Source organism: Acinetobacter gyllenbergii CIP 110306 = MTCC 11365 (genome assembly GCF_000413855.1).
GTDB classification, from domain to species: Bacteria; Pseudomonadota; Gammaproteobacteria; order Pseudomonadales; family Moraxellaceae; genus Acinetobacter; species Acinetobacter gyllenbergii.
The window spans coordinates 1-20635 of sequence record NZ_ATGG01000052.1 but is presented as its reverse complement, the minus strand read 5'-3'; the positions used below and the strand labels follow the sequence as shown (position 1 = coordinate 20635).

The 20635-nt window shown below is 42.1% G+C and carries 21 protein-coding genes and 4 tRNA genes; 3 read left to right on the top strand and 22 right to left on the bottom strand.

What is annotated here, in order from left to right:
• Window position 1: 1 nt before the first annotated feature.
• The 13 genes from F957_RS01585 to rpe all read right to left on the bottom strand — a co-directional run bounded on the left by F957_RS01585 (window position 2) and on the right by rpe (window position 9337).
• Window positions 2–78 (bottom strand) — tRNA-Pro (locus F957_RS01585).
• 4 nt (window positions 79–82) lie between these two features.
• Window positions 83–158: transfer RNA gene (locus tag F957_RS01590), tRNA-His, on the bottom strand.
• Window positions 159–194: 36 nt separating this feature from the next.
• A tRNA-Arg gene (locus F957_RS01595) sits at window positions 195–271 on the bottom strand.
• Window positions 272–339: 68 nt separating this feature from the next.
• Window positions 340–416 (bottom strand) — tRNA-Pro (locus tag F957_RS01600).
• A gap of 143 nt (window positions 417–559) precedes the next feature.
• Window positions 560–1624 carry a quinolinate synthase NadA gene (gene nadA / locus F957_RS01605; protein ID WP_016541562.1) on the bottom strand — a complete coding sequence of 355 codons (1065 nt, stop codon included), beginning with the start codon at window positions 1622–1624 and terminating at the stop codon, window positions 560–562.
• Window positions 1625–1768: 144 nt separating this feature from the next.
• Window positions 1769–2989 carry a bifunctional glutamate N-acetyltransferase/amino-acid acetyltransferase ArgJ gene (argJ, locus tag F957_RS01610; RefSeq protein ID WP_016541561.1) on the bottom strand — a complete coding sequence of 407 codons (1221 nt, stop codon included), beginning with the start codon at window positions 2987–2989 and terminating at the stop codon, window positions 1769–1771.
• A gap of 319 nt (window positions 2990–3308) precedes the next feature.
• Window positions 3309–3794: a methylated-DNA--[protein]-cysteine S-methyltransferase gene (locus tag F957_RS01615; RefSeq protein WP_016541560.1), complete on the bottom strand. Its 486-nt coding sequence runs from the start codon at window positions 3792–3794 to the stop codon at window positions 3309–3311.
• A 17-nt stretch (window positions 3795–3811) separates the two neighbouring features.
• Window positions 3812–4129: a DMT family transporter gene (locus F957_RS0120750; protein ID WP_004655532.1), complete on the bottom strand. Its 318-nt coding sequence runs from the start codon at window positions 4127–4129 to the stop codon at window positions 3812–3814.
• Between the two features lie 269 nt (window positions 4130–4398).
• The gene (locus tag F957_RS01620; RefSeq protein WP_016541559.1) at window positions 4399–4899 is read right to left on the bottom strand and encodes a hypothetical protein; all 501 of its coding nucleotides are present in this window, start codon (window positions 4897–4899) and stop codon (window positions 4399–4401) included.
• A gap of 82 nt (window positions 4900–4981) precedes the next feature.
• On the bottom strand, window positions 4982–5884 hold the full coding sequence (locus F957_RS01625; RefSeq protein WP_016541558.1) for a copper resistance protein B: 903 nt from the start codon (window positions 5882–5884) through the stop codon (window positions 4982–4984).
• Window positions 5871–7787: a copper resistance system multicopper oxidase gene (locus F957_RS01630; RefSeq protein ID WP_016541557.1), complete on the bottom strand. Its 1917-nt coding sequence runs from the start codon at window positions 7785–7787 to the stop codon at window positions 5871–5873. The genes F957_RS01625 and F957_RS01630 overlap by 14 nt, the downstream gene beginning before the upstream one ends.
• 69 nt (window positions 7788–7856) lie before the next feature.
• Window positions 7857–8282 carry a hypothetical protein gene (locus tag F957_RS01635; protein WP_016660647.1) on the bottom strand — a complete coding sequence of 142 codons (426 nt, stop codon included), beginning with the start codon at window positions 8280–8282 and terminating at the stop codon, window positions 7857–7859.
• A 368-nt stretch (window positions 8283–8650) separates the two neighbouring features.
• Window positions 8651–9337, bottom strand: coding sequence for a ribulose-phosphate 3-epimerase (rpe, locus tag F957_RS01640; RefSeq protein ID WP_016541555.1), 687 nt, complete (start codon window positions 9335–9337; stop codon window positions 8651–8653).
• Between the two features lie 181 nt (window positions 9338–9518).
• Between rpe and F957_RS01645 the strand changes: the two genes are divergently transcribed.
• Window positions 9519–9794, top strand: coding sequence for a DUF2218 domain-containing protein (locus F957_RS01645; protein ID WP_016541554.1), 276 nt, complete (start codon window positions 9519–9521; stop codon window positions 9792–9794).
• Window positions 9795–9921: 127 nt separating this feature from the next.
• Complete coding sequence (locus tag F957_RS01650; protein WP_016541553.1) at window positions 9922–10929, top strand: OmpA family protein; 1008 nt, start codon at window positions 9922–9924, stop codon at window positions 10927–10929.
• Between the two features lie 90 nt (window positions 10930–11019).
• Here the strand turns inward: F957_RS01650 and fghA are convergent, their stop codons facing one another.
• The 7 genes from fghA to F957_RS01685 form a co-directional block, all read right to left on the bottom strand.
• Window positions 11020–11859, bottom strand: coding sequence for an S-formylglutathione hydrolase (gene fghA, locus F957_RS01655; RefSeq protein WP_016541552.1), 840 nt, complete (start codon window positions 11857–11859; stop codon window positions 11020–11022).
• Entirely contained in the window at window positions 11828–13273 is a 1446-nt protein-coding gene (locus F957_RS01660) for a C13 family peptidase (protein WP_016541551.1), read from the bottom strand. Before F957_RS01660 ends, fghA begins: the two co-directional genes overlap by 32 nt.
• Window positions 13274–13476: 203 nt before the next feature.
• Window positions 13477–14286 carry a class I SAM-dependent methyltransferase gene (locus F957_RS01665; RefSeq protein WP_016541549.1) on the bottom strand — a complete coding sequence of 270 codons (810 nt, stop codon included), beginning with the start codon at window positions 14284–14286 and terminating at the stop codon, window positions 13477–13479.
• A complete protein-coding gene (locus tag F957_RS01670) occupies window positions 14286–15107 on the bottom strand; it encodes an undecaprenyl-diphosphate phosphatase (protein ID WP_016541548.1) in 822 nt (273 codons plus the stop codon). The genes F957_RS01665 and F957_RS01670 overlap by 1 nt, the downstream gene beginning before the upstream one ends.
• Window positions 15108–15115: 8 nt before the next feature.
• On the bottom strand, window positions 15116–15814 hold the full coding sequence (tsaB, locus tag F957_RS01675; protein ID WP_016541547.1) for a tRNA (adenosine(37)-N6)-threonylcarbamoyltransferase complex dimerization subunit type 1 TsaB: 699 nt from the start codon (window positions 15812–15814) through the stop codon (window positions 15116–15118).
• Window positions 15815–15945: 131 nt separating this feature from the next.
• Entirely contained in the window at window positions 15946–16473 is a 528-nt protein-coding gene (locus F957_RS01680) for a gamma carbonic anhydrase family protein (protein WP_167539961.1), read from the bottom strand.
• A 24-nt stretch (window positions 16474–16497) separates the two neighbouring features.
• Window positions 16498–17112, bottom strand: a complete 615-nt coding sequence (locus F957_RS01685; protein WP_167539962.1) for a CoA pyrophosphatase — start codon at window positions 17110–17112, stop codon at window positions 16498–16500.
• A gap of 121 nt (window positions 17113–17233) precedes the next feature.
• On the opposite strand from F957_RS01685, the gene F957_RS01690 reads away from it, so the two are divergent.
• Complete coding sequence (locus F957_RS01690) at window positions 17234–17782, top strand: NUDIX hydrolase (protein ID WP_016541544.1); 549 nt, start codon at window positions 17234–17236, stop codon at window positions 17780–17782.
• 43 nt (window positions 17783–17825) lie between these two features.
• Here the strand turns inward: F957_RS01690 and filF are convergent, their stop codons facing one another.
• Together filF and filE are read right to left on the bottom strand one after the other, a co-directional pair.
• Complete coding sequence (filF, locus tag F957_RS01695) at window positions 17826–19817, bottom strand: putative pilus system protein FilF (protein WP_016541543.1); 1992 nt, start codon at window positions 19815–19817, stop codon at window positions 17826–17828.
• A 19-nt stretch (window positions 19818–19836) separates the two neighbouring features.
• Window positions 19837–20635: putative pilus assembly protein FilE (gene filE / locus F957_RS01700; RefSeq protein WP_016660646.1), on the bottom strand; the 799-nt coding region annotated here is incomplete at its 5' end.

Sequence of the window (20635 nt, the reverse complement as noted above, 5' to 3'; positions counted from 1 at the left end):
ATGGTCGGAGCAGTAGGATTCGAACCTACGACCCCCTGGTCCCAAACCAGGTGCACTACCAGGCTGTGCTATGCTCCGAAATTGGGGTGAATGACGGGATTCGAACCCGCGACAACTGGAATCACAATCCAGGGCTCTACCAACTGAGCTACATCCACCATCAAAACTTTGATTCTATATACCAAGCTGCCAAATGGCGCGCCTGACAGGATTCGAACCTGTGACCATCCGCTTAGAAGGCGGATGCTCTATCCAACTGAGCTACAGGCGCATAACGATGATAATACTATCACGATACTTCGCCGATATTTAAAACTATGTTTTTCAACATATTTTAAATGGTCGGAGCAGTAGGATTCGAACCTACGACCCCCTGGTCCCAAACCAGGTGCACTACCAGGCTGTGCTATGCTCCGATTTCTTTTCAGCTTTTATTGTATCGCACATCGTGCGGTACGGTGTGCATTCTAGGCGCGACGCCTTAGAACGTCAACACCTATTTTCTAAAAAACTAATAAATCCTTATCAAATGTATATTTAACAAGCATTTTCAGGCATTTTAGCGTTTCAAAGAAGCACTAAAGTTCAACATTCGATCTAAGGGTAATTTCGCACGTTCAGCTAGGACTGGATCAACGTGTATTTCTTGATCAGCATGCTGTAATACATGCAAAATGCCATCAAGTTCATTCATTGCCATCCACGGGCAATGTGCACATGAACGACAAGTTGCCCCCTCACCTGCAGTTGGTGCTTCAAATAATTCCTTATCTGGCGCTGCTTGCTGCATTTTGTAGAAAATACCGCGATCTGTTGCCACGATCATTTGTTTATGCGGCAAGGTCTGTGCTGCTTTAATCAGTTGTGAAGTACTCCCCACCGCATCTGCAATATCCACCACTGATTCAGGTGACTCAGGATGGACCAGTACCGCAGCATCTGGATAGAGCGCTTTCATCTGCGCAATACCACGCGCACGGAATTCTTCATGCACGATACATGCACCATCCCACAACAACATTTCAGCGCCTGTTTTCTTTTGAATATAGCGACCTAAATGCTGATCTGGCGCCCAAATAATTTTTTCACCCAAACTATCTAAATGCTCAATAATCTCAACCGCACAACTTGATGTCACCACCCAATCGGCACGCGCTTTCACAGCCGCTGAGGTATTGGCATACACCACCACAGTATGATCAGGATGCTGATCGCAGAATGCTGTGAACTCATCCACAGGGCAACCCAAATCGAGTGAACAGGTTGCTTCTAAAGTTGGCATCAACACGGTTTTTTCAGGTGATAAGATTTTAGAGGTTTCACCCATAAACTTCACCCCAGCAACCACCAAAGTCGTCGCAGGATGATCACGACCAAAACGCGCCATTTCCAATGAATCAGAAACACAGCCACCTGTCAGTTCGGCAAGCTCCTGCACTTCAGGATCACAGTAATAGTGAGCCACAAGCACTGCATTGCGCTTTTTCAACTCGGCTGCAATTTGGGCAAACTTTTCTTGTTTCACTTCTGGGCTAAGGCTATTGTCCTTTGGCTCGCCCAAACGATCTAAATGCGCCTGCACAATATTTTTGGCTTCGTTCGCAATTAAATTCGCATCATTCATAAAACGTCTTCTCTATCCTGCGTGCTTGCATTACTGCAAACTTTTAACGTGGGTAATGGCGTGATCATTTGGGAAAAAATCACCTCATCCACAAACTAGCTTATAAAAAAAGCCCCACTGTGGAGGCTTTATTATAACGCAAATTTATGAGCGATAATCGGCATTAATTTTGACATAGTCGTAAGAAAAGTCACAGGTATAAACCGTGTCTTTTGCTGTACCACGACCGAGGTCAATACGAATGCTAATTTCTTTCTCAGCCATGACGGCTGCGCCCGCTTCTTCGGTATAGTCTGGGTTTGCCCCACCATCTAGGCAAATCTGGACATCACCCAGCCAGACTTGAACTTTACTGCTATCTAGGTTTGGTACACCCGCCTTACCAATCGCCATCACAATACGACCCCAGTTTGGATCTGAGGCAAATAAAGCTGTTTTAATAAGTGGCGACTCAGCAACACTATAAGCAACATCACAACATTCTTGGGTATTGGCTCCGCCTTCCACCTGAACGGTAATGAACTTGGTCGCCCCTTCACCATCACGTACAATCAATTGCGCCAAACGATTCATGATACGTGCAAGCACATCGAGCACTTGTTGATAACGTGCATCATCTTGGTTCTGAATTTCAGCACCGCCAGCTAGACCTGTTGCCACAAAGATACAAGAGTCATTGGTCGAGGTATCACCATCAATGGTAATGCGGTTAAAAGAATGCTCAACCGTGGTTTGCAATAAACGCTGTACCAATTCAACACGAATCGGCGCATCGGTTGCAACGAAGCTCAACATAGTCGCCATATTCGGACGAATCATGCCTGCACCTTTGCTGATTCCTGTCATGGTATAGCTCACACCATCCAGCTCAAACTGTTCAGATGCACCTTTTGGTGTGGTATCTGTGGTCATGATGCCTGATGCAGCATCTGCCCAACGATCCGCATTTAAATCATTTAATGCAGGTTGAATGCCTTGCACTAAGCGTTCAATGGGGAGTTGCTCACCAATTACCCCCGTTGAAAATGGTAAAATCTGATTGGCTTGAACACCAGTTAACTCAGCCAACTTGGCACAAGTGGCTTCTGCATTTTGATAACCCACTGTGCCTGTTGCAGCATTGGCATTGCCTGTATTGATAATCAGGTAACGTGGGGTATTTTCTGTTAAATGCTTTTTACTCAATTGAACAGGCGCAGCTGCAAAAGCGCTTTGAGTAAATACTCCAGCAACATTTGAGCCTTCGGCAAATTCAAAAATGACTAAATCTCGTCGATTTGGATAACGTACATACGCCTCAGTTGAGCCAATTTTTACACCCTGCACCACATGCATAAGTGGCATTGTTACGTCACCAACAGCCATTTTTAAACTTCCATTCAACTTGTTATGAAAGGCTTAAGCTTATTCCAAAAGGCGATTAAAATCGAGTATTAACGACATGGATAATTTATAAATTAAAAGTACTTTCATTGTCTGATGCTAATAAGATATTCATGCAGCAGTCGCTATCGTGAGGCGGCATGGATGCCGCCCGTTTGGCTGTGGTATCAAGGATGTACCATCAGCCAAACAAAAGATTTTTGTTACTTTTCATCTTTGAAAAGTAAAAGAATGCCTACACAAAATACATCTGATCCATTACTGATTTATGAGGCTATGCAGACTTTGAAATTAAAATTATTTAAGCTTTGTTTTGCTCTAAACTCAGTAAAATCTGCTTCTTATCTAGGCCGCCTGCAAAACCCACCAACGCCCCACTCGACCCAATCACCCGATGACACGGCGCAATAATCGAAATCGGATTCTTACCATTGGCTGCCCCTACTGCACGCACGGCTTTTTCATTGCCCAACTGAACGGCGATCTCTTTATAACTCCGTGTTTCGCCATAAGGAATAGTCAATAAAGCCTGCCAAACCTGTTGCTGAAATGCGGTGCCTTGAAAGTCCAAAGGCAAATCAAATTGCTGACGCTGTCCTGCAAAATACTGTTCTAATTGTTGTTTAACCTTATGCAGTATTGGATGCTGACGATCTTCAACTAATTCAGACAGTCGCACCCGTTTATGGTCTTCATTGTCCCACATCACGGCGACCAACGCCTGATCATGTGCAACCAGTTTTAATGCACCGACAGGAGAATCCATGTACATATACACCAGTTGCATCACACTCTCCTAAAACATTAATTTGATGACAATTTCATCAACACAAGACCTGAAACGATTAATACCGCTGCGATCATACGCATAGCCGTCATTGGTTCATTCAAGATCAAAATACCAACAACAAATGATCCAATTGCTCCAATTCCCGTCCAAATCGTATAGGCCGTTCCAAGTGGAAGAGTCCGCATCGACATGGAAAGTAATACCACACTTAAAATCATGAAAACAATGGTCACGATACTTGGCGTTAACTTGGTAAATCCTTCAGACATCTTCATGGAATATGCCCAAATGACTTCAAAAATACCTGCCAAAATTAAAATTGCCCATGCCATTTTATTACGCTCAACTTTATCGATTGTCGGGTCGTCCCAACGTGATTCTTTCGAGGGAGGTCGTCCTCCTAGGTGCAGCAGTGTACTGTAAAACATGAAAATCATGTGATTTGTTATGTATCTAAAATGACTAAGATATTGAAAATATGAACCTTCTATTGAGATGAGTTACTGCTAGATAATTTGATCGACACGCATCAACTCACATGCGCCAATGCCTGTATTCTGTCGAGATAGTGAGCTCTTGCAACGCCAGTTATATTGGCATCTTATTGATCCTGTTTATTTCTCACCGCTTTTATCCATAACCTCACTTTCTCAAAAACAGCAGAGAAAAACTGTTGCATCAGACTCAAGACACTTTCACTCGGTGGCATAGATTTATTCTGAGTTGATTCGTGTTGAGCCGTGGACAGTTCCAATGGTTCATAATGTGGCAGGGTCTGCTGTAATTCTGCACCAAGATTCAAACGCTGTAATGCTGCTGTTACCTCAGGAATGGCATCTTGATGATAGAGGGCTAAATGACGCGCTTCTAAATCAATACCGTGTTCAATCAATTGATCTGAAAAAGAGAGTAATGCTTTTCTAACGCGCAGCACTTCTACGGCACTGCTCATATGGGGAATATAGTAAAAACTGACATTCATACTGCCATCGGTAGGAATCAATTCAAGCTGAGAGGCCGACACACGTGCAGCTTTTTCTCGTAAATTGGTCGACGAGTTTGCTTTATCTATTATTGGATTGTGTTGTTGTTCTAAAGCCATTTATGCACCATGAATGACTCAAAAAAGATACTGTTAGTATAAACCAACAGTATCTCGAAAAAATGACATTTTAAACAAAATATCAGAACTTTAGCGAAAGACCTGCGCCATAAACCCAACCCGTTTTAGAATCACTGGCGGTTTGCCAATTGGTTTCTTTACGCCCTTTGCTATAACCATAGCCGACATCAATAAAAGGCATGACACGGTTTTTGACGATTTCATAGCGGGTTTTGATCCCCACTTCCGCATCGGCAAGACCAGTTTTAGCCGCATACTTGGATTCATCCCGCAGTACCCACTCCATTTCTAGATATGGTTGCAGAATCAACTTTTGCGTCAGCAACAGATCTCGTTCTGTTTCCAACACAAAGCGCCATTGTTGGTCTTGTCCGACATACAGATGTGCATCGGTTTCAAAGAAATACTGAGCCATACCGTGCAAGCCGACGACACCCTCAAATTGTTCCTTATCCATCTCACGATCAGGGTTATAGCGGTAATTCACCCCAGCTTGCACATCCCAGAAGTCTGCAATATTCCGACTGTATAGCGCCGCCAGACTTTGCTCCGATTTTTCTGACTCAGCTTTGGCATAATCGGCAAGGATAAATAATTTATTTTCATCAGTTCCCACCCAAGTTTTTAACTTGGATTTGAGTGTGCCCTGCCCATCTTCATGCAACATCCATTGCGTATCTAACTGTGTCGCCTGATAGATCTGCCCACCATGCTCCTTATAATGGCCCGCATGTTCATCTTTATTTTGCGTCTGTGGAGGAATAGTTGAGTTTTGATGTTGCGAATGATCCATCGCAGCAGAAGCGCTCATGGGTATATTCTGCTGTGCTGACATATCCATTTGCATTGAATGATCATGTCCTTCATGTGCAAAAGTGAATGTACTTAAAGAAGAGACCAATCCACCCATCGCCAATAATTGCGTATAACGTTTCATCTTAGAAGATCGCTTAGTGATGTGCATGGCTTGCTCCTTGAGAAGATTGAACAGGGGTTGCTGGTGCAGCTGTACTTCCGTCTACATTAGCGACAATCAACTTACTCATCATGCCCGCACTCATGTGATACAACAGGTGGCAATGGATCGCCCACTCTCCAATTTCATCCGCAGTCAGTAAAGCCGTAACCGTCTTGCCTGGTGGCACAACCAAGGTATGTTTATTTGGCATATCCTGTGGTGCTTGACCATTTTCCAGCTGCATAAACATGCCATGCAAATGCATCGGATGCGCCATCATACTTTCATTGACAAATTTGAGTCGGATACGCTCGCCATAACGCACGGTTAAAGGTTTAAAGTCAGGATCGCTAAATTTCTTGCCATCAATGGTCCAAATATAGCGCTCCATAGTACCGCCCAAACGAATCACCACTTCACGTTCTGCTGGACGACTATAGTTCTCAGGCTGTGGATTTAATGATTGTAAATCTGCATAACTTAACGCTTTATGCCCCGCAGGCGTTGCCGCATTGGCCCAACCTTGTACAGTATCCGTGTTTGATGCTTCAGCAGTTGCAGCTGATTGATGCTGGCTATGATCCATATTGGCCATCTTCATTTGACCATGTGCACTGTGATCCATAGCAGGTTGCGCGGCTGTTGCAGTTTTCACCTTGTCCTGTGGCATCTGATGCTGACTATGATCCATATTCGCCATATTCATTTGGCCATGTGCACTATGATCCATGGCTGGCTGTGAGGTTGTTGCAGTTTTCGCTTGGTCTTGTGGCATCTGGTGCTGGCTATGATCCATCTTGCCCATATCCATCTGACCATGTGAACCATGATCCATGCCCATATCTTCCATGGTCAACAAGGCACGTGGTCGCGCTTTAGGAATTTGAACTGCTTGGGTATTGGGTGTCATGTCATTGTGCAATGAAGCAATAGCAAAGCCCGTACGATCAATCGATTCCGCTTCGATTTGATAATGGGCCTGTTTTGGTTCAACCATCACGTCATAGGTTTCAGCTGTACCAATACGGAACTCATCCACAGGAACAGGCTTGACTGGCTGACCATCGGCACTGACCACAGTCATTTTTAAGTTGGGAATACGCACATCAAAGAAAGACATTGCCGATGCGTTAATAAAACGTAAACGTACCTTTTCACCTGCTTTAAAAGCACCAGTCCAGTTTTGTTGTGGGGTCTGACCATTGACCAAGAAGGTATAGCCGTCTACATCACCCATGTCGGTTTTGGCCATACGCATCTGATTCCATGCGGAACGATCTTGCCACGTGGCTTTTATACCCTGCGTTTTAACTTGTTTCCAAACATCACCCAGTGTTTCACGATGGTTTTGATAGTATTCAGCAGACTTTTTCAAATTTGCCATGATCTTGTCACTTTCCGTTTCATGGAAATCCGACAACATCACTACATAATCACGTTCAGCTTTCTCATGTGCAGCAACAGGTTGCTTGCCTTTTGGATAAATCACCAACGCGCCATACAAACCGTCTTGTTCCTGTCCCTTGCTATGTGCGTGATACCAATAAGTGCCATTTTGACGTACTTTAAAACGATATTCAAAACTGCCATTTGGCTTAATCCCTTGGAAACCATTAAAACCAGGCACGCCATCCATCAACCCAGGCAATAACAATCCATGCCAATGCAAAGAGGTATCTTGATTTTTGAGTTGGTTATGCACATGAATCACGGCTTCATCACCCTCTTCAAACTCTAATAGCGGGGCGATAAATTTACCGTTTACAGTAATGCGTTTGACGGGTTTGCCGGTGACATTCACCGTCCCTTCATTAATGTTCAGATGATATTCTTTAATTGCAGCCAGCGTATAAGGGGCAAACAATAGACTTAAGCTAGCAACAACACCAGCATATAGTTTTGAAGACATGATAATTTCCTAATCTGTTAACTTTTCAAATTGCTCTTTTCATAGACAGAAAGAGCCTATAAAGACAGATTAGGCTTTAGGAGGGCGTAAAATCTCTTGCCAATAACCAGCAAGGTGTCGAGCTTGATAAGCCGTATTGGTACGGGTACTCAACTCTAAAAATGGCGATGATGTTAAACTTGGGCTATGTTGATCTAAGCCTAGATTAATACTTTGACAATGTGAGGTACTATTGCAGTCCAGACAATGTTGATCACTGTGCATTTTCCCATCATGGCACTGTGCTAAACTCAATGGGGCACTTTTTGAACTTGGCATATGATGATGTTGATCCATCATTTGCTGATCATGGCATGCCGTAGTGGGAATAGAAGTTGAAGTATTTTGCTCAAATTGAATCGCTTGAACAGCAGCAACAGCCACGCCACTTCCCCCGATGAAAAATATCATCAGGAATACAAACCACAGGCGTTTGTATCGCTTAAGAAGTTGCACTTATGTTCCTTATTCCAATCATCAAAAAATAATTCTATAGGGGTAGGATAATTTCTTTTGTAGTTATACACAACCATCTTTATGTTTGAATTTCGATAATTCCATCCATACATCGCGCCAAAATGCTGTTTTATCAAGCTAAACGGCACCTCAAGAGCCACGAGCAAAAATAAAGCAAAATGAATAAGTTAATGCACAAAAAAAGGGCAGAAAACTGTCCTTTTTTCATCATTTTGTTGTCAATATAAGCAACTGAAATCATTTTGTTTATTTTAACAACATCTTATCCACCTGGTTATCAACACGGTTATCCACCGAGTTATAAACAAAGTTATCCACAAGCTTATATGAAGAATAGAATGAAAATACTAAACTTCTTTTGCACCAACCTGTGCCAACTCTGCACGCATTTGATCAATCACCGTTTTATAATCTGGTTGACCAAAAATCGCTGAGCCTGCGACAAACATATCCGCACCTGCTTCTGCGATTTCACGAATATTGGCTGGCCCTACTCCGCCATCCACTTCTAAACGGATATCACGGCCACTAGCATCAATAATTTGACGCGCTTGGCGTAACTTTTCCAACGTCATCGGAATGAATTTTTGTCCACCAAAACCAGGGTTGACGCTCATCAATAAAATTTGATCGACTTTATCCAATACATAATCGAGATAGTGCAACGGTGTTGCAGGATTGAACACCAAGCCTGCTTTGGCACCACCAGCTTTAATCAACTGTAACGAACGGTCAATATGATCGGTTGCTTCTGGATGAAAGGTAATAATGTCTGCACCAGCTTCTAAGAAATCACCGATCATACGATCAACAGGTGAAACCATTAGATGCACATCAATCGGTGCTTTGATACCATAACTTTTTAATGCCTTACAGATACCTGCTCCAAAAGTCAGGTTGGGTACGTAGTGGTTATCCATCACATCAAAATGTACAACGTCTGCGCCTGCCGCTAGAACTTTTTCTACATCTTCACCTAAACGGGCAAAATCAGCAGATAAAATCGAAGGCGCAATCAAATAAGGCTTGGACATGGATGACCTGGCAAACTCTAAGAAAATGATGCATCGATTATAGCAAATTTAGCGGACTTAAGTCTGTTACAAAGTCATTATTAGGGCATTGCAAACTTGCAACACCACGTTGCATCTGCACTATTTTTATCTTTTCTCAGCTTTGCTATGGTATCAAGTGAAATAAGAGGATGTCTTAAACATGAACAGTACGACTCAAATCACAACCACTGAAGGGAAACGAATCAGTAAGCGTTTACTGAATCATTGGAAACATAAATTTGAAGTCCTAGAAACCGAAACCTATTCAAAAATTTTCATGCCAACTGCCACTGTAACACTCACACCACAGGAACAATATTTGACTGTACTGATTGAAAATCAACAAGAAGATGTGGCTCGTCTGGAACAGGTCGTCATTGATCATTTAAATCGTATGGCACAACAGGAATTTGTAGCGGAATGGCGACATAGTTAAAAAACTGAAGAAAGTGTTCAATCAGCTGGCAGATCAGTCTTTCAATTCAATCTGTCAGCTTAAATCAGATGAATTAAAAATAGTATTTTGTTTTGGATATCATGTATGCCTTAAATAGGGAAAGCATATGAATAAGAAACTTTCATCCGTCATTTTAATGACTGCAATCATCAGTCTAGCAACCGTCGGTTGTAGCAAAAAACAAGAAAAGCATGAGGCAGCCGAAACAAGTGCCGCGACAACAGAACATCAATCAGCCGAAGCACAAGCAAAAACCAATCGCTTCAACATCGATCAAATTCCGATTTCAAATATTCAACTTGGAGATTTTCCATTTATTCAATTGCCTAAAGGCTATCATTTTGCTCATCAATCCACTGAAAACTTTGCTCAAATGGAGTTTTGGGTCGGAGATCGATTAGAGAAAGTTGAAGGTCAGCTTTTTAATGGACGAATTGATGCAGAAGAGAATAACAAAGCGGCCTCTTTCTTGGAGTTACAGCGTAATTTAGATGCTGTGATTAGCAGCTTAGGCGGGAAAAAAATTACAGACAGTAAAATCCCAGCAGCGCTCGCTAGCCAACTTTCAGAAAAATATGGTGTCGCTTATGTCGATGGATTAGGGGATATTTATAACAATCCGACGCAAAGCTATGTGATTCATCAAAATCATCGAGATATCTGGTTTCAAATCACTCAAAGCGGACTTTCAGCTGGGTTATTGGTCTTAGAAACTCGCCCCATAGAAATAACTGCACAACCACTCTCTGCCCATCAGTTAAAAGCAGCTTTAGATCAGAACAATAAAGTTGATATACAGATTAACTTTGAAACAGATAAAGCAACACTGTTAGCAAATTCAGATGAACAAATTAACCAAATACTGGATTTATTAAAAAATGATGGTGCTCTCAAACTTGAAATTAATGGCTATACCGACAACTCAGGTGAGTCAGCACATAACTTAAAACTCTCTCAGGCAAGAGCACAAGCCGTCGTCAAAGCATTGACCGATGCAGGGATTGACTCATCCCGTTTAAAAGCGCAAGGCTTTGGTGATAGCAAACCCGTTTCCGAGAACGATACTGAGGAAGGTAAAGCAAAAAACAGAAGAGTCGAGTTAGTAAAATTATAATCGTCTAACAAATTAGGGGCTGTTGGCATTTCAGCTATGCCTTATGTTATAGGCTCAAACAACAGCCCCCTAAAAACAACCTTTTGGTTGTTAATTTTTTTCTAATTGAATCGCATGAAACTGTAAATGATCATCGATAAAGCTTTGAATAAAGTAATAGCCATGATCATAGCCTTTGTGCTGGCGTAAAGTCAGGTGCTGCCCTGCATTCAGACAAGCTTGCTTGAACTTTTCAGGGTTCAATTGCGCATAGAACTGATCATCCAAACCTTGGTCAATTAAAATTTCATCAAACACACTGCCCTTTTGCTGTACCAAAGCTGTCGCATCATGCGCGAGCCATTGCTGTTGGTCTGCACCTAAATATTGGGTGAATGCCTTTTCGCCCCAAGGACAAATGCTCGGCGCACAAATCGGTGCAAAAGCCGAAACCGACTTGAATTGCTCTGGGTATTTAAAAGCCAAAGTTAAAGCACCATGCCCACCCATCGAGTGTCCGAAAATACCAATTTGGTTTTCAATCACGGGGAATTCTTGCAAGACATGCGCATACAACTCATCAACGAGATAAGACTCCATTTGATAATGTGCTGCCCAAGGCTGTTGTGTGGCATTGAGATAAAAACCAGCACCCTGACCGATATCCCAGTGATCGCCTTGAGCCACATTATCTCCACGCGGAGACGTATCGGGCGTAATCAAAATCAGACTTAATCGAGCAGCCATTCGTTGTGCATGTGCTTTGATGGCAAAGGTTTCTTCGGTACAAGTCAGTCCCGCAAGATAAAACAAAGCGGAACAAGGCTTACCTGCTAAAGCTGCAGGAGGTAAATAAACGCCCACCTTGCTACTTCCCTTTAAATGTTGCGACTCCAGCTGATAAATACGTTGCTCACCCTCAAAACAACGGTTTTTTTGCAGTAGCTGCATGTTCATCATCCTGTGTTTTGGCTATATCTGTTGAAGCGATATTTTGCGTTGGAAATAAATAAGGCTCAAGCTGCGGCAGCATGAGTTCCATATTACGGCCAATCGCCCACTGTGGCTCAGAAGGCTCTACACCCTGTGCTATTTCCCATTTGGTTACCGTTTGCTTGGCCTGTTCAAATGCAGTTTTCATTGAGTATTGTTCGCGCATCGCCAAATCAAAGAATGCTCGACCAAAATAAGTATAATCCGCTTCATTGTTGCAACCAAACGAGGTTTTATCTGCAGCAGATGCGGTAATAATTAAAGTATCAGGTGACTGTAGTGCCGGAATAAAGCTACCTGAATAACAAGCAGAAATCACAATGACACGCCAGCGAATGCCCGATTTATCCAATGTCTCTCTTAACCATTTTGGATCAACCTGATCTAAATTCAAAGGCGCATTTTCAATTTCAAAATGATTGCGTTCGCCGTGTGAAGTCATATAAAGAAACAGCACATCGCTATCACGATTCATTTGCTGGCCAATACGGCGTAAAGCCAATTCCATACTGGTTTTAGAGGCAATTGGGACGTCCAAGCGTGTTGCTGGATTATTAATCAGCATAATCGAGCGCCCAAAAGTGCCAAAACGGGTGTCAAATTGTTCTCTTATGCGCTCAATTTCAGATTTAAATACATCCACATAGCTATCACCTGCCACCCCCATAAAATACCAATGGCTTTTGGCGATATCTCCATATTGAATCTGATCCAGCGCTTTATCTAACAAATGACTTTGCGCATAAAAAGCATCTTCTGCAAAACTTGGTGGTGTTGCCTCGACTTTCCAAATCGGCTGATCTTTCACTGAAAGTTGCCAAACCACCATGGTGGCAATGGTTGCCACAAACACCAAGGCACGTTCCCACCACGGCCAATTCAAGGCACGTGAAAAAACCCAGATCACTGCCAAACTTTGCCAAACAAAGAGGCCAACAAATAAAGGTGGTAAGAATCCGTTATAAATACTGTCAGGGATAAAGTTAAGATAGCCGTTTGAGCCCAAATACTGAATGGCGCATTGCAACAATAGAATATTGGTATCCAATACGAGCCATAACAAGGCAGGCACCAACATCAGACGCGGCTGGTTCATGCGTTGTGACAGGAAAATACCAACAATGAGCGCAATAAACGGCCAAAGTGCATAACCAATCAGACCTTGAGCATTAAACTCTCCGACTTGTCCAGCCACCAACCAGCTATATAAAGAGTTGGTACAGCCCCCTAAAATACCCCAAATAATCAGCTGGGTAATCGAGGGATGAACGACCTGCAAGGAACGACGTGACCCGAGGAACAACCACATTCCAGCAATTTGGTTACTTTTAAAATCATGCCAGATATTAATAGAGGGTTTGAGGTCGATCATAAAATTCTTCGGGAGTTTCTCTTTTCAAGCCTAAACTGAAAATATGCCATTCTAATGATTGAATGCGCAGTACTTTTCCTAAAAGACGCGATGCGTGACTGTAGTGTAAGCTCGACAAGAATTTTTTAGCAATCATGCTTTTGCACTATATCACAAATCTTTACCGAGCATTGACGCAAGCCAAACAATCATTCAATTCTGATTCAAATTTGACCTTTTGGAAAATATGCATCAAAACGGCAAGCATCACCAAGCCATTGATGATCAGGCGTTTGATCTGCCAGATAAACTGCATGGCGTGGACGCTTCACAATGACACGTTTGGCAATTTTTTGCGCCAGATCCAGCAGTTGATCGCCTAAATCCATCTCGCCATCCTCAGGCAACAACATATGCAACAATTGCATTTGTTTTTTGACTTGCGCCTGTTTTTTTACGGCTTGCTGATTCTGATCACGCTGCGGGAACATTGGATCTAAATACACCACATCCACCTGTTCACCTTGCTGCCCCAATTGCTGTAAATAGGTATTGGAATCTGCATAAATCAGCTCGATCCGTTGCATAAAGCTTTGCAAAAATGGATCTTGTTCGGCTTTGGCTTTGCTGTATTCCAATAACACAAACAGAATCGGATGACGTTCAATCAAACGAACATTCGCACCGAGGTAGGCCATGAGTAAACTGTCATGACCTAAACCCGCAGTGGCATCAATTAAGGTTGGCTTTTCACCCAACTGACAGGCTCTGGCAATCATTTCAGATTTCAGGCTGGCTCTTTTTAGGCGAGGAATTTCTGCACGCCAATCCGGCTGCATTTTCATGCCATTGGCAGCAAGACTAAGTCCATCCTCATCCAAAACCAATGCCATGTCAGGATTCAAACGTAAAAAACGTGCATTCACCTTTTCAACCGTCTGCCCGTTGAGCTGCACATTCAGTTCAGCCAAATGCGTGTGCAGTTGTTGAAATGACTGTTCATATTCCGTTTGATACCAACACCCGATTTGCATTACCAACGCACCCAACCTGTCCACCATGTTGCAAGAATAAACAAACCAAAGATAATGCGATAATAAGCAAATGCAGTGAAGTCATGCTTGGATACATAACGAATCAAAGCGCGAATCACCACCAAAGCAGAAACAAAGGCAACAATGATTCCTACGCCCAACACGGCCATATCATTGCTATGCAACTCATGACGCATCTTGTACATATCCAGTAAGCCTGCACCCATCAGCACTGGAATCCCTAAAAAGAAGGAAAACTCTGCCGCAGCTTTACGTGATACGCCTAAGAATAATGAGCCAATAATGGTCGAGCCTGAACGAGACGTTCCTGGAATCAAAGCCAAACACTGAATCAAACCAATTAAAGTCGCTTGCTTAAAACTCAAATCATCAACTTCTTGAGTCACGATCTGATGTGGACGACGTTCCGCCCATAAAATAATAAAACCACCGACAATCAAGGCAATCGCAACAGTAATGGCATTAAACAAATAGGCTTTGACCACATCACCGAAGGTCAAACCAATAATCACAATTGGAATCGAGGCAATAATCAGATTCAGGCTTAGGCGGCGACCTTGCTCTTGTCCTGTGAGTGCGCCAATCAGTGCGCCCCACAACTTACCCCAATATTCATAGATCACGGCTGCAATTGCACCAATCTGTACAGCCACCGCAAACATATCTCGTTTTTCAACCGTCCAGAAATCCAACAGTTGACCAGTTAAAATCAAATGTCCTGTACTTGAAATTGGTAGAAATTCAGTAATCCCTTCTACCAACCCCATGATCGCTGCTTTAAATAGCAATAAAAGATCCATAATTAACCTTAGTTCGCTTTGCCTTGTTCGGGAATTTTTTTCCAAGCATCATCACGTAAATACACAGGCAATGCGTGTTCAGCATCCACCCATTTTTGCTGCGCCGCATAGACTCGAGCGATGCTCGCAATATCCTGCGCCGTTGCCTTGATGTTGACATTTGACGTGTGCTGACTGGAAGCCACTTCCGAGTCTATCGCAGTTGGCTTAATTAATTCTGAACCCGAACCAATCGCTGTAAATTGACAATATGCTGTGGCCTGTTCATAACTTAACAATTTCTCATCATCAATGGCCTGCATGATGCCCTGCTCATCCAGACTAAAATTGGCAATGTAAACTTCTTGCATACGTGCATCAAGAACAGCCGTCACTTGTTTTAGACCATTAAGACGATAAGCCGCCTGTGCCAAAGCCTGTAAACTTGAAACAGGAATAACAGGTAAATCTTGTGACCATGCTAAGGCCTGTGCTACCGCCGCATTGATCCGCACACCACTGAATGAACCTGGGCCACGACTAAAAGCAATCGCGCTTAAGTCAGCCAATTGCGTATTGGTTTGCAACAAGGCTTGTTCAGTTAAAGGTAAAATAGTTTGAGTTTGTGCCTTGGTTCGCTCATCCAATTGAAAATAGAGTTCTTGAGTATCATCAATTAATGAAACAGAACACTGCTCATTTGCAGTTTCCAATGCAAGCAACTTCATGCAAAAACCTTAGAGAAAAAGAGATAAAAAACGTCGAGTATCATACTCCACTCAAACACGATAGGCGAGTTATTGTGTTTTTATCACCATAAAAAAGCCAAGTATCAACTTGGCTTCTTTGACTGGAATGATTAGAACTGGAACGGCTCTAAATCTAAGAAATTTTTATAATGTTCTGCATAATGCAATGCACTTAAACGCAATCGGGCAGCCCCCTGCTCATCTAAGGTTTTCACCACTTTACCTGGTGATCCCATCACCACTGAATTGTCTGGAATCACTTTCCCTTCTGGAATCAGTGCATTGGCTCCAATAATACAATTCTTGCCAATCACCGCATGATTCAAAATCACAGCATTCATACCAATTAAGGAATTATCACCAATCGTACAACCGTGCAGCATCACCTTATGCCCAATCGTGACATATTCACCCACGTTTAATTCAATGCCCGCGTCAGTATGTAATACGGCATTTTCCTGAATATTGGAAAAGTTGCCAATCCGAATCACACAATTATCGGCACGAACCACAGCACCAAACCAAATGCTGACCTGTCGCCCTAATTCAGCCTGACCAATTACAGTCGCCGTGGGTGCAACCCAACCATCCCAAGGTTCATGTAAAGCTTTTGGACTCAATCCCTGATAGGTATACATCATGATAAAAAACTCTTTTAAAAATTAGAACTTTGCAATACCAAAGTGAGGTGGGTTCACCAAAAACGGCCAATTTTTTTGATAACCCAATCCGTACTGAAACAAGGAAATCAGCATCCGAGCCGTCAGTCCCCAAACTATTTCGCTCTCAACCTGCATACTAGGAAAATAAAGCGACTGTCGAGCTAAACGCACCTCATAAGGTAACGGCGGTGCATCAATCAGTTCCTGTAAAGGGACAAAAAAGATTCGATCAATTTCGGTGGGCTGAGCAATTAATTCAACTTGAGCAGGGATTAATCCCACAATCGGTTTAACCGAGAGACCACTTCGTGCACGCTGAATCGGTAAATCTCCCAGCAGCTTCACATCAAAAGGATTTAAGGCTGTTTCTTCCTGTGCCTCACGTAAAGCAACCACAATATTACTGGTATCACTTGGATCCCGTTTGCCACCAGGGAAAGATACCTCCCCCGCATGTTGAGACAGTTGCATTGAACGGCGGGTCAGTAAAACTTTGGGTTGCGGCTCTTGGGTAATTGCAATCAAAACAGCGGCATCTGCCTGCTGGATTCGTTTGGAAAAACGCAACCGTTGTTGTAAAAGCTGTGTTAACGATGGTTCTTCCATATGACTCATCTCTTTTTTCTGTTTTTCCTTATCCAGCATCATAGCCGAAATTTTAACTGCAATCATAGATCATGATGCGAAGTCATCAAAATTCAGTTATGCTGAGCTATCTCTACGGCCGATGATAATTATGAGCTTTTGCGTTGCATGTGGACATCAAACTGAAGCAAAAATTCCACTAGGTGATCATAAAACAAGACTTGTCTGCACTCATTGTGGCAACATTCACTACGAAAACCCCAAAGTGATTTGTGGTGCATTAGCCCTTTGGGATGATAAAGTGCTGTTATGTCGCCGCGCAATTGAGCCTCGCTATGGTCTATGGACCTTACCTGCTGGTTATATGGAATTATTTGAGACCATGGAGCAAGGCGCTGCACGTGAAACCCGTGAAGAAGCCGAGGCCGAAGTAGAAATCGAACAACTGTATTGTATGTACAATATCCCACGTATTGGCCAAATCTATGTGCTATTTAAAGCGCATTTAAAACAAGGTTTATTCGGTGCTGGTGAGGAAAGTCTTGAATGTCGCCTATTTGAAGAACATGAAATTCCTTGGACTGAACTGGCTTTTCCGAGTGTAGAACAAACCCTCCGACATTATTTTGCTGACCGTAAAACCGGACAGTTCCCTCCCCACCTAGAAACACTGGGAACACGGCTCGATCATACGGGTTAAATAAAAAAAAGACCGCCTCAGCGGTCTCTTTTTTATTCTGTTATTAAGACTTGATCTTAATTGCTTTACATGCAGGAAGAGTTTGATCTGCGATACGTAACGTCACTGTACCAAAATAGCGTTTTGCAAACTCACGATCTTCAATGCTAGGTGGTACATAGTTATTTTTACTCTCTAAAGCATCATAGAGTTTTACGTAAGTGAACATATCGCGAGCATAACCATTATCCCAAGTAGCCGCACCGCCAGAAAAACTCGTGAGATTAATATTTGAAGATTGTCCTGATATTAAATTATTCACATTGATTTTTGCGCCTGAAGCATCCGATAAATTCAATCCTAAATACGTTCCATTAATAAAACCAAATTTAGAATTTGCAAACATCATCCGTACTGGAAAGGACTTATCAGTAGCAGTAAATGAAGTTGCTGTGGCTGTTCCAACACGATACTGTACTTGGTTGTTACTGTCTAAAATCGTTCCATCATCATTTAATGATTGAACCGTACCACACACACCACTCATATCGGTATCAGTTGAACCTGCTTTAATATCGGTTCGAATATCCCCATGTTCATCAATCACAATCCCTAAATCGATTGGAGTCAGGTTAGGCTCTGAAAACCTAAAGGTTAATGTTGCATAAAGTGGAAAATAGTACTTTTCTCCAGCTTTCACATTACTTTCTACTTTGAAAATATCCTTCGAAAGAGAGAGGATTGGGTTCACTTTATAGAACTCAACTCGTCCCGAATAATTTCTTGCATCAATCGTCTGTGTCCAACGCCCTAAATTATTGGTATTTACAGGATCTGTCGCCTTTAAATTGAGTAATTTTCTGTAAATGGAGTCAATACCAGGAATGGTATGACCATTAAACAGTTTCCCTCCAGTTATTTTCAAATTATCAGCAACATTGTCAGATACACTCATTTGTAGAGGAGAAGTAGAATTAACTTCCTGTGTAATCGAATTAAACCATGCGTTTTGTGCATTTACTTGTAACCTGCTTGGTTTCACTTTGGTCGATAACGACATATAGGGTGCTGAAACAATATCTGTCCCATTCGCATCTTTGACAATCGTGGCTGGACCTTTCCATTGACTTCCAGACCCGATCGCATAGCCTTGACGATCTGTTAACAAAAATGCACGTCCCATAGAATGAATGAGGCTCGTTCCTAGCTTAGGGTCCATACACTTTGCATAGTCTTCTTGATTACAACCAAAAAATCCATCTGGAAGAGCAGTCGTCAAATTACTACTGGTTTTAAATACTGGACGTTCAATTTGCCATACCCCAGCGTTGCTCAGATTAAGCAATTGATTGAGCATAAGCAACGCATCATTATCCGAAATCGAGCTTACATCCACCCAAGGTTTTAATATGTTGACATAAGACCCATCTTTTAATTCAGTAACGCCAATATCCTGATTTAATACAGACAATAAATCTTTCTTTTCTGCTGTGAGCTCAATAGGCTGAATATCACCCTTGACATTATCATCTTGCTCTAAACTAATGCCATTGAATATTTTTATTATTGCCAATGCCACACGAATAGTATCATTACTTGGCTCAATAGATTGAGGCAAAGCTTGGCCTGTTAAAGCTCTAGCCATATCAATCACACGGATTACAGGCGGGGCTAATCTATTTTCTGGATCTTTTACCTTAATAATATCATCTAGTTTCACAGCACCAAGACTGATTTTACGAGATTCTTTACCTTGAAAATAAAAACTTACTGTATCACTCACCTTACATGCGCCAGAAGCAGCACCGCCGTCCTCCTTTGTTGCAAAGTGATTTACAGTATCGCTACTACAATCAAAATTTAGTCCCGCAATCGGGTAGTCTAAAATGAACTCAACACAATTACTTGCTGTTGGATTACAGCTTGTACTCGTCGTCACTCCACTTACACCCTTGTTTGGGTCTTCATTAATTTTACTACTTTCGCCACCACATCCATGTAAAAAAACAGCCAATGTTGAAAGAGCAAATGGCAATAATATTTTTTTATTCATCATTGGTTCATCCTATCCGTACTTACTGTAAAACAGAAATTTTAATCTGTCCTTGATTAGAGAGCTCTTGCTCAGAAACATCCACTGCCGATGCTAAAGGAGTCATCATGATATAATGCGCGTCTTTCGGTACTTTTATCACACCCTGAAGCGCAGAATGTTGCAACATTGTCGCAGCGACTTGACTATTTTTAAAGCCACTCACGCCTTCTTCGATACAACCTTTTTCATTGAGGAATACAACAAGAGGCCAATAATAAACAGGTTTTTCATTGTTTGAGGCATAAGAGTCTATCTGCATATATTCAATTGCAGGATCCAGTTTTACGACCTCATATTCAAACTTTTCTTTCAATGGTTTTCGTGGCCATAGTCCGACATCTTTTTTCAGTGTCAAGGTCTTGATCGATTTTTTATAACCTTCTACAAAACAACGATCATCTTCAAATGCAGATTTTAGGTCCTCACTCGATAAACGCACATAAGTTCCAGACAATGCAATGGGTGCAGTTGCTTGTTGAGAACGGTTCAATAGTTTATCTAATATTGAGCGACTCACCCCTTTTTTTCTTTCTATGGTTTCCATACGTCCAGTACCATCTGGCATGGTATAAAAACGTTTTTTTCCATCTAAATTAAACTCTTGATTTTCCAAATACTCATTATTGACATAATCAACTCCATCAACTTGGCTAAATCCTGTAGAAGACATAACTTCATTTGAAGCATTTGAAGCATTTGAAGCATTTGAAGCATTTGAAGCATTTGAAGCATTTGAAGCATTTGAAGCATTTGAAGCATTTGAAGCATTTGAAGCATTT

Excerpts from the sequence above, each read along its gene's own strand:
- nadA (WP_016541562.1), bottom strand. The coding sequence starts at position 1,624 with ATGAATGATGCGAATTTAATTGCGAACGAAGCCAAAAATATTGTGCAG.
- argJ (WP_016541561.1), bottom strand. The coding sequence starts at position 2,989 with ATGGCTGTTGGTGACGTAACAATGCCACTTATGCATGTGGTGCAGGGT.
- F957_RS01615 (WP_016541560.1), bottom strand. The coding sequence starts at position 3,794 with ATGCAACTGGTGTATATGTACATGGATTCTCCTGTCGGTGCATTAAAA.
- F957_RS0120750 (WP_004655532.1), bottom strand. The coding sequence starts at position 4,129 with ATGGCATGGGCAATTTTAATTTTGGCAGGTATTTTTGAAGTCATTTGG.
- F957_RS01620 (WP_016541559.1), bottom strand. The coding sequence starts at position 4,899 with ATGGCTTTAGAACAACAACACAATCCAATAATAGATAAAGCAAACTCG.
- F957_RS01625 (WP_016541558.1), bottom strand. The coding sequence starts at position 5,884 with ATGCACATCACTAAGCGATCTTCTAAGATGAAACGTTATACGCAATTA.
- F957_RS01630 (WP_016541557.1), bottom strand. The coding sequence starts at position 7,787 with ATGTCTTCAAAACTATATGCTGGTGTTGTTGCTAGCTTAAGTCTATTG.
- rpe (WP_016541555.1), bottom strand. The coding sequence starts at position 9,337 with ATGTCCAAGCCTTATTTGATTGCGCCTTCGATTTTATCTGCTGATTTT.
- F957_RS01645 (WP_016541554.1), top strand. The coding sequence starts at position 9,519 with ATGAACAGTACGACTCAAATCACAACCACTGAAGGGAAACGAATCAGT.
- F957_RS01650 (WP_016541553.1), top strand. The coding sequence starts at position 9,922 with ATGAATAAGAAACTTTCATCCGTCATTTTAATGACTGCAATCATCAGT.
- fghA (WP_016541552.1), bottom strand. The coding sequence starts at position 11,859 with ATGCAGCTACTGCAAAAAAACCGTTGTTTTGAGGGTGAGCAACGTATT.
- F957_RS01660 (WP_016541551.1), bottom strand. The coding sequence starts at position 13,273 with ATGATCGACCTCAAACCCTCTATTAATATCTGGCATGATTTTAAAAGT.
- F957_RS01665 (WP_016541549.1), bottom strand. The coding sequence starts at position 14,286 with ATGCAAATCGGGTGTTGGTATCAAACGGAATATGAACAGTCATTTCAA.
- F957_RS01670 (WP_016541548.1), bottom strand. The coding sequence starts at position 15,107 with ATGGATCTTTTATTGCTATTTAAAGCAGCGATCATGGGGTTGGTAGAA.
- tsaB (WP_016541547.1), bottom strand. The coding sequence starts at position 15,814 with ATGAAGTTGCTTGCATTGGAAACTGCAAATGAGCAGTGTTCTGTTTCA.
- F957_RS01680 (WP_167539961.1), bottom strand. The coding sequence starts at position 16,473 with ATGTATACCTATCAGGGATTGAGTCCAAAAGCTTTACATGAACCTTGG.
- F957_RS01685 (WP_167539962.1), bottom strand. The coding sequence starts at position 17,112 with ATGAGTCATATGGAAGAACCATCGTTAACACAGCTTTTACAACAACGG.
- F957_RS01690 (WP_016541544.1), top strand. The coding sequence starts at position 17,234 with ATGAGCTTTTGCGTTGCATGTGGACATCAAACTGAAGCAAAAATTCCA.
- filF (WP_016541543.1), bottom strand. The coding sequence starts at position 19,817 with ATGATGAATAAAAAAATATTATTGCCATTTGCTCTTTCAACATTGGCT.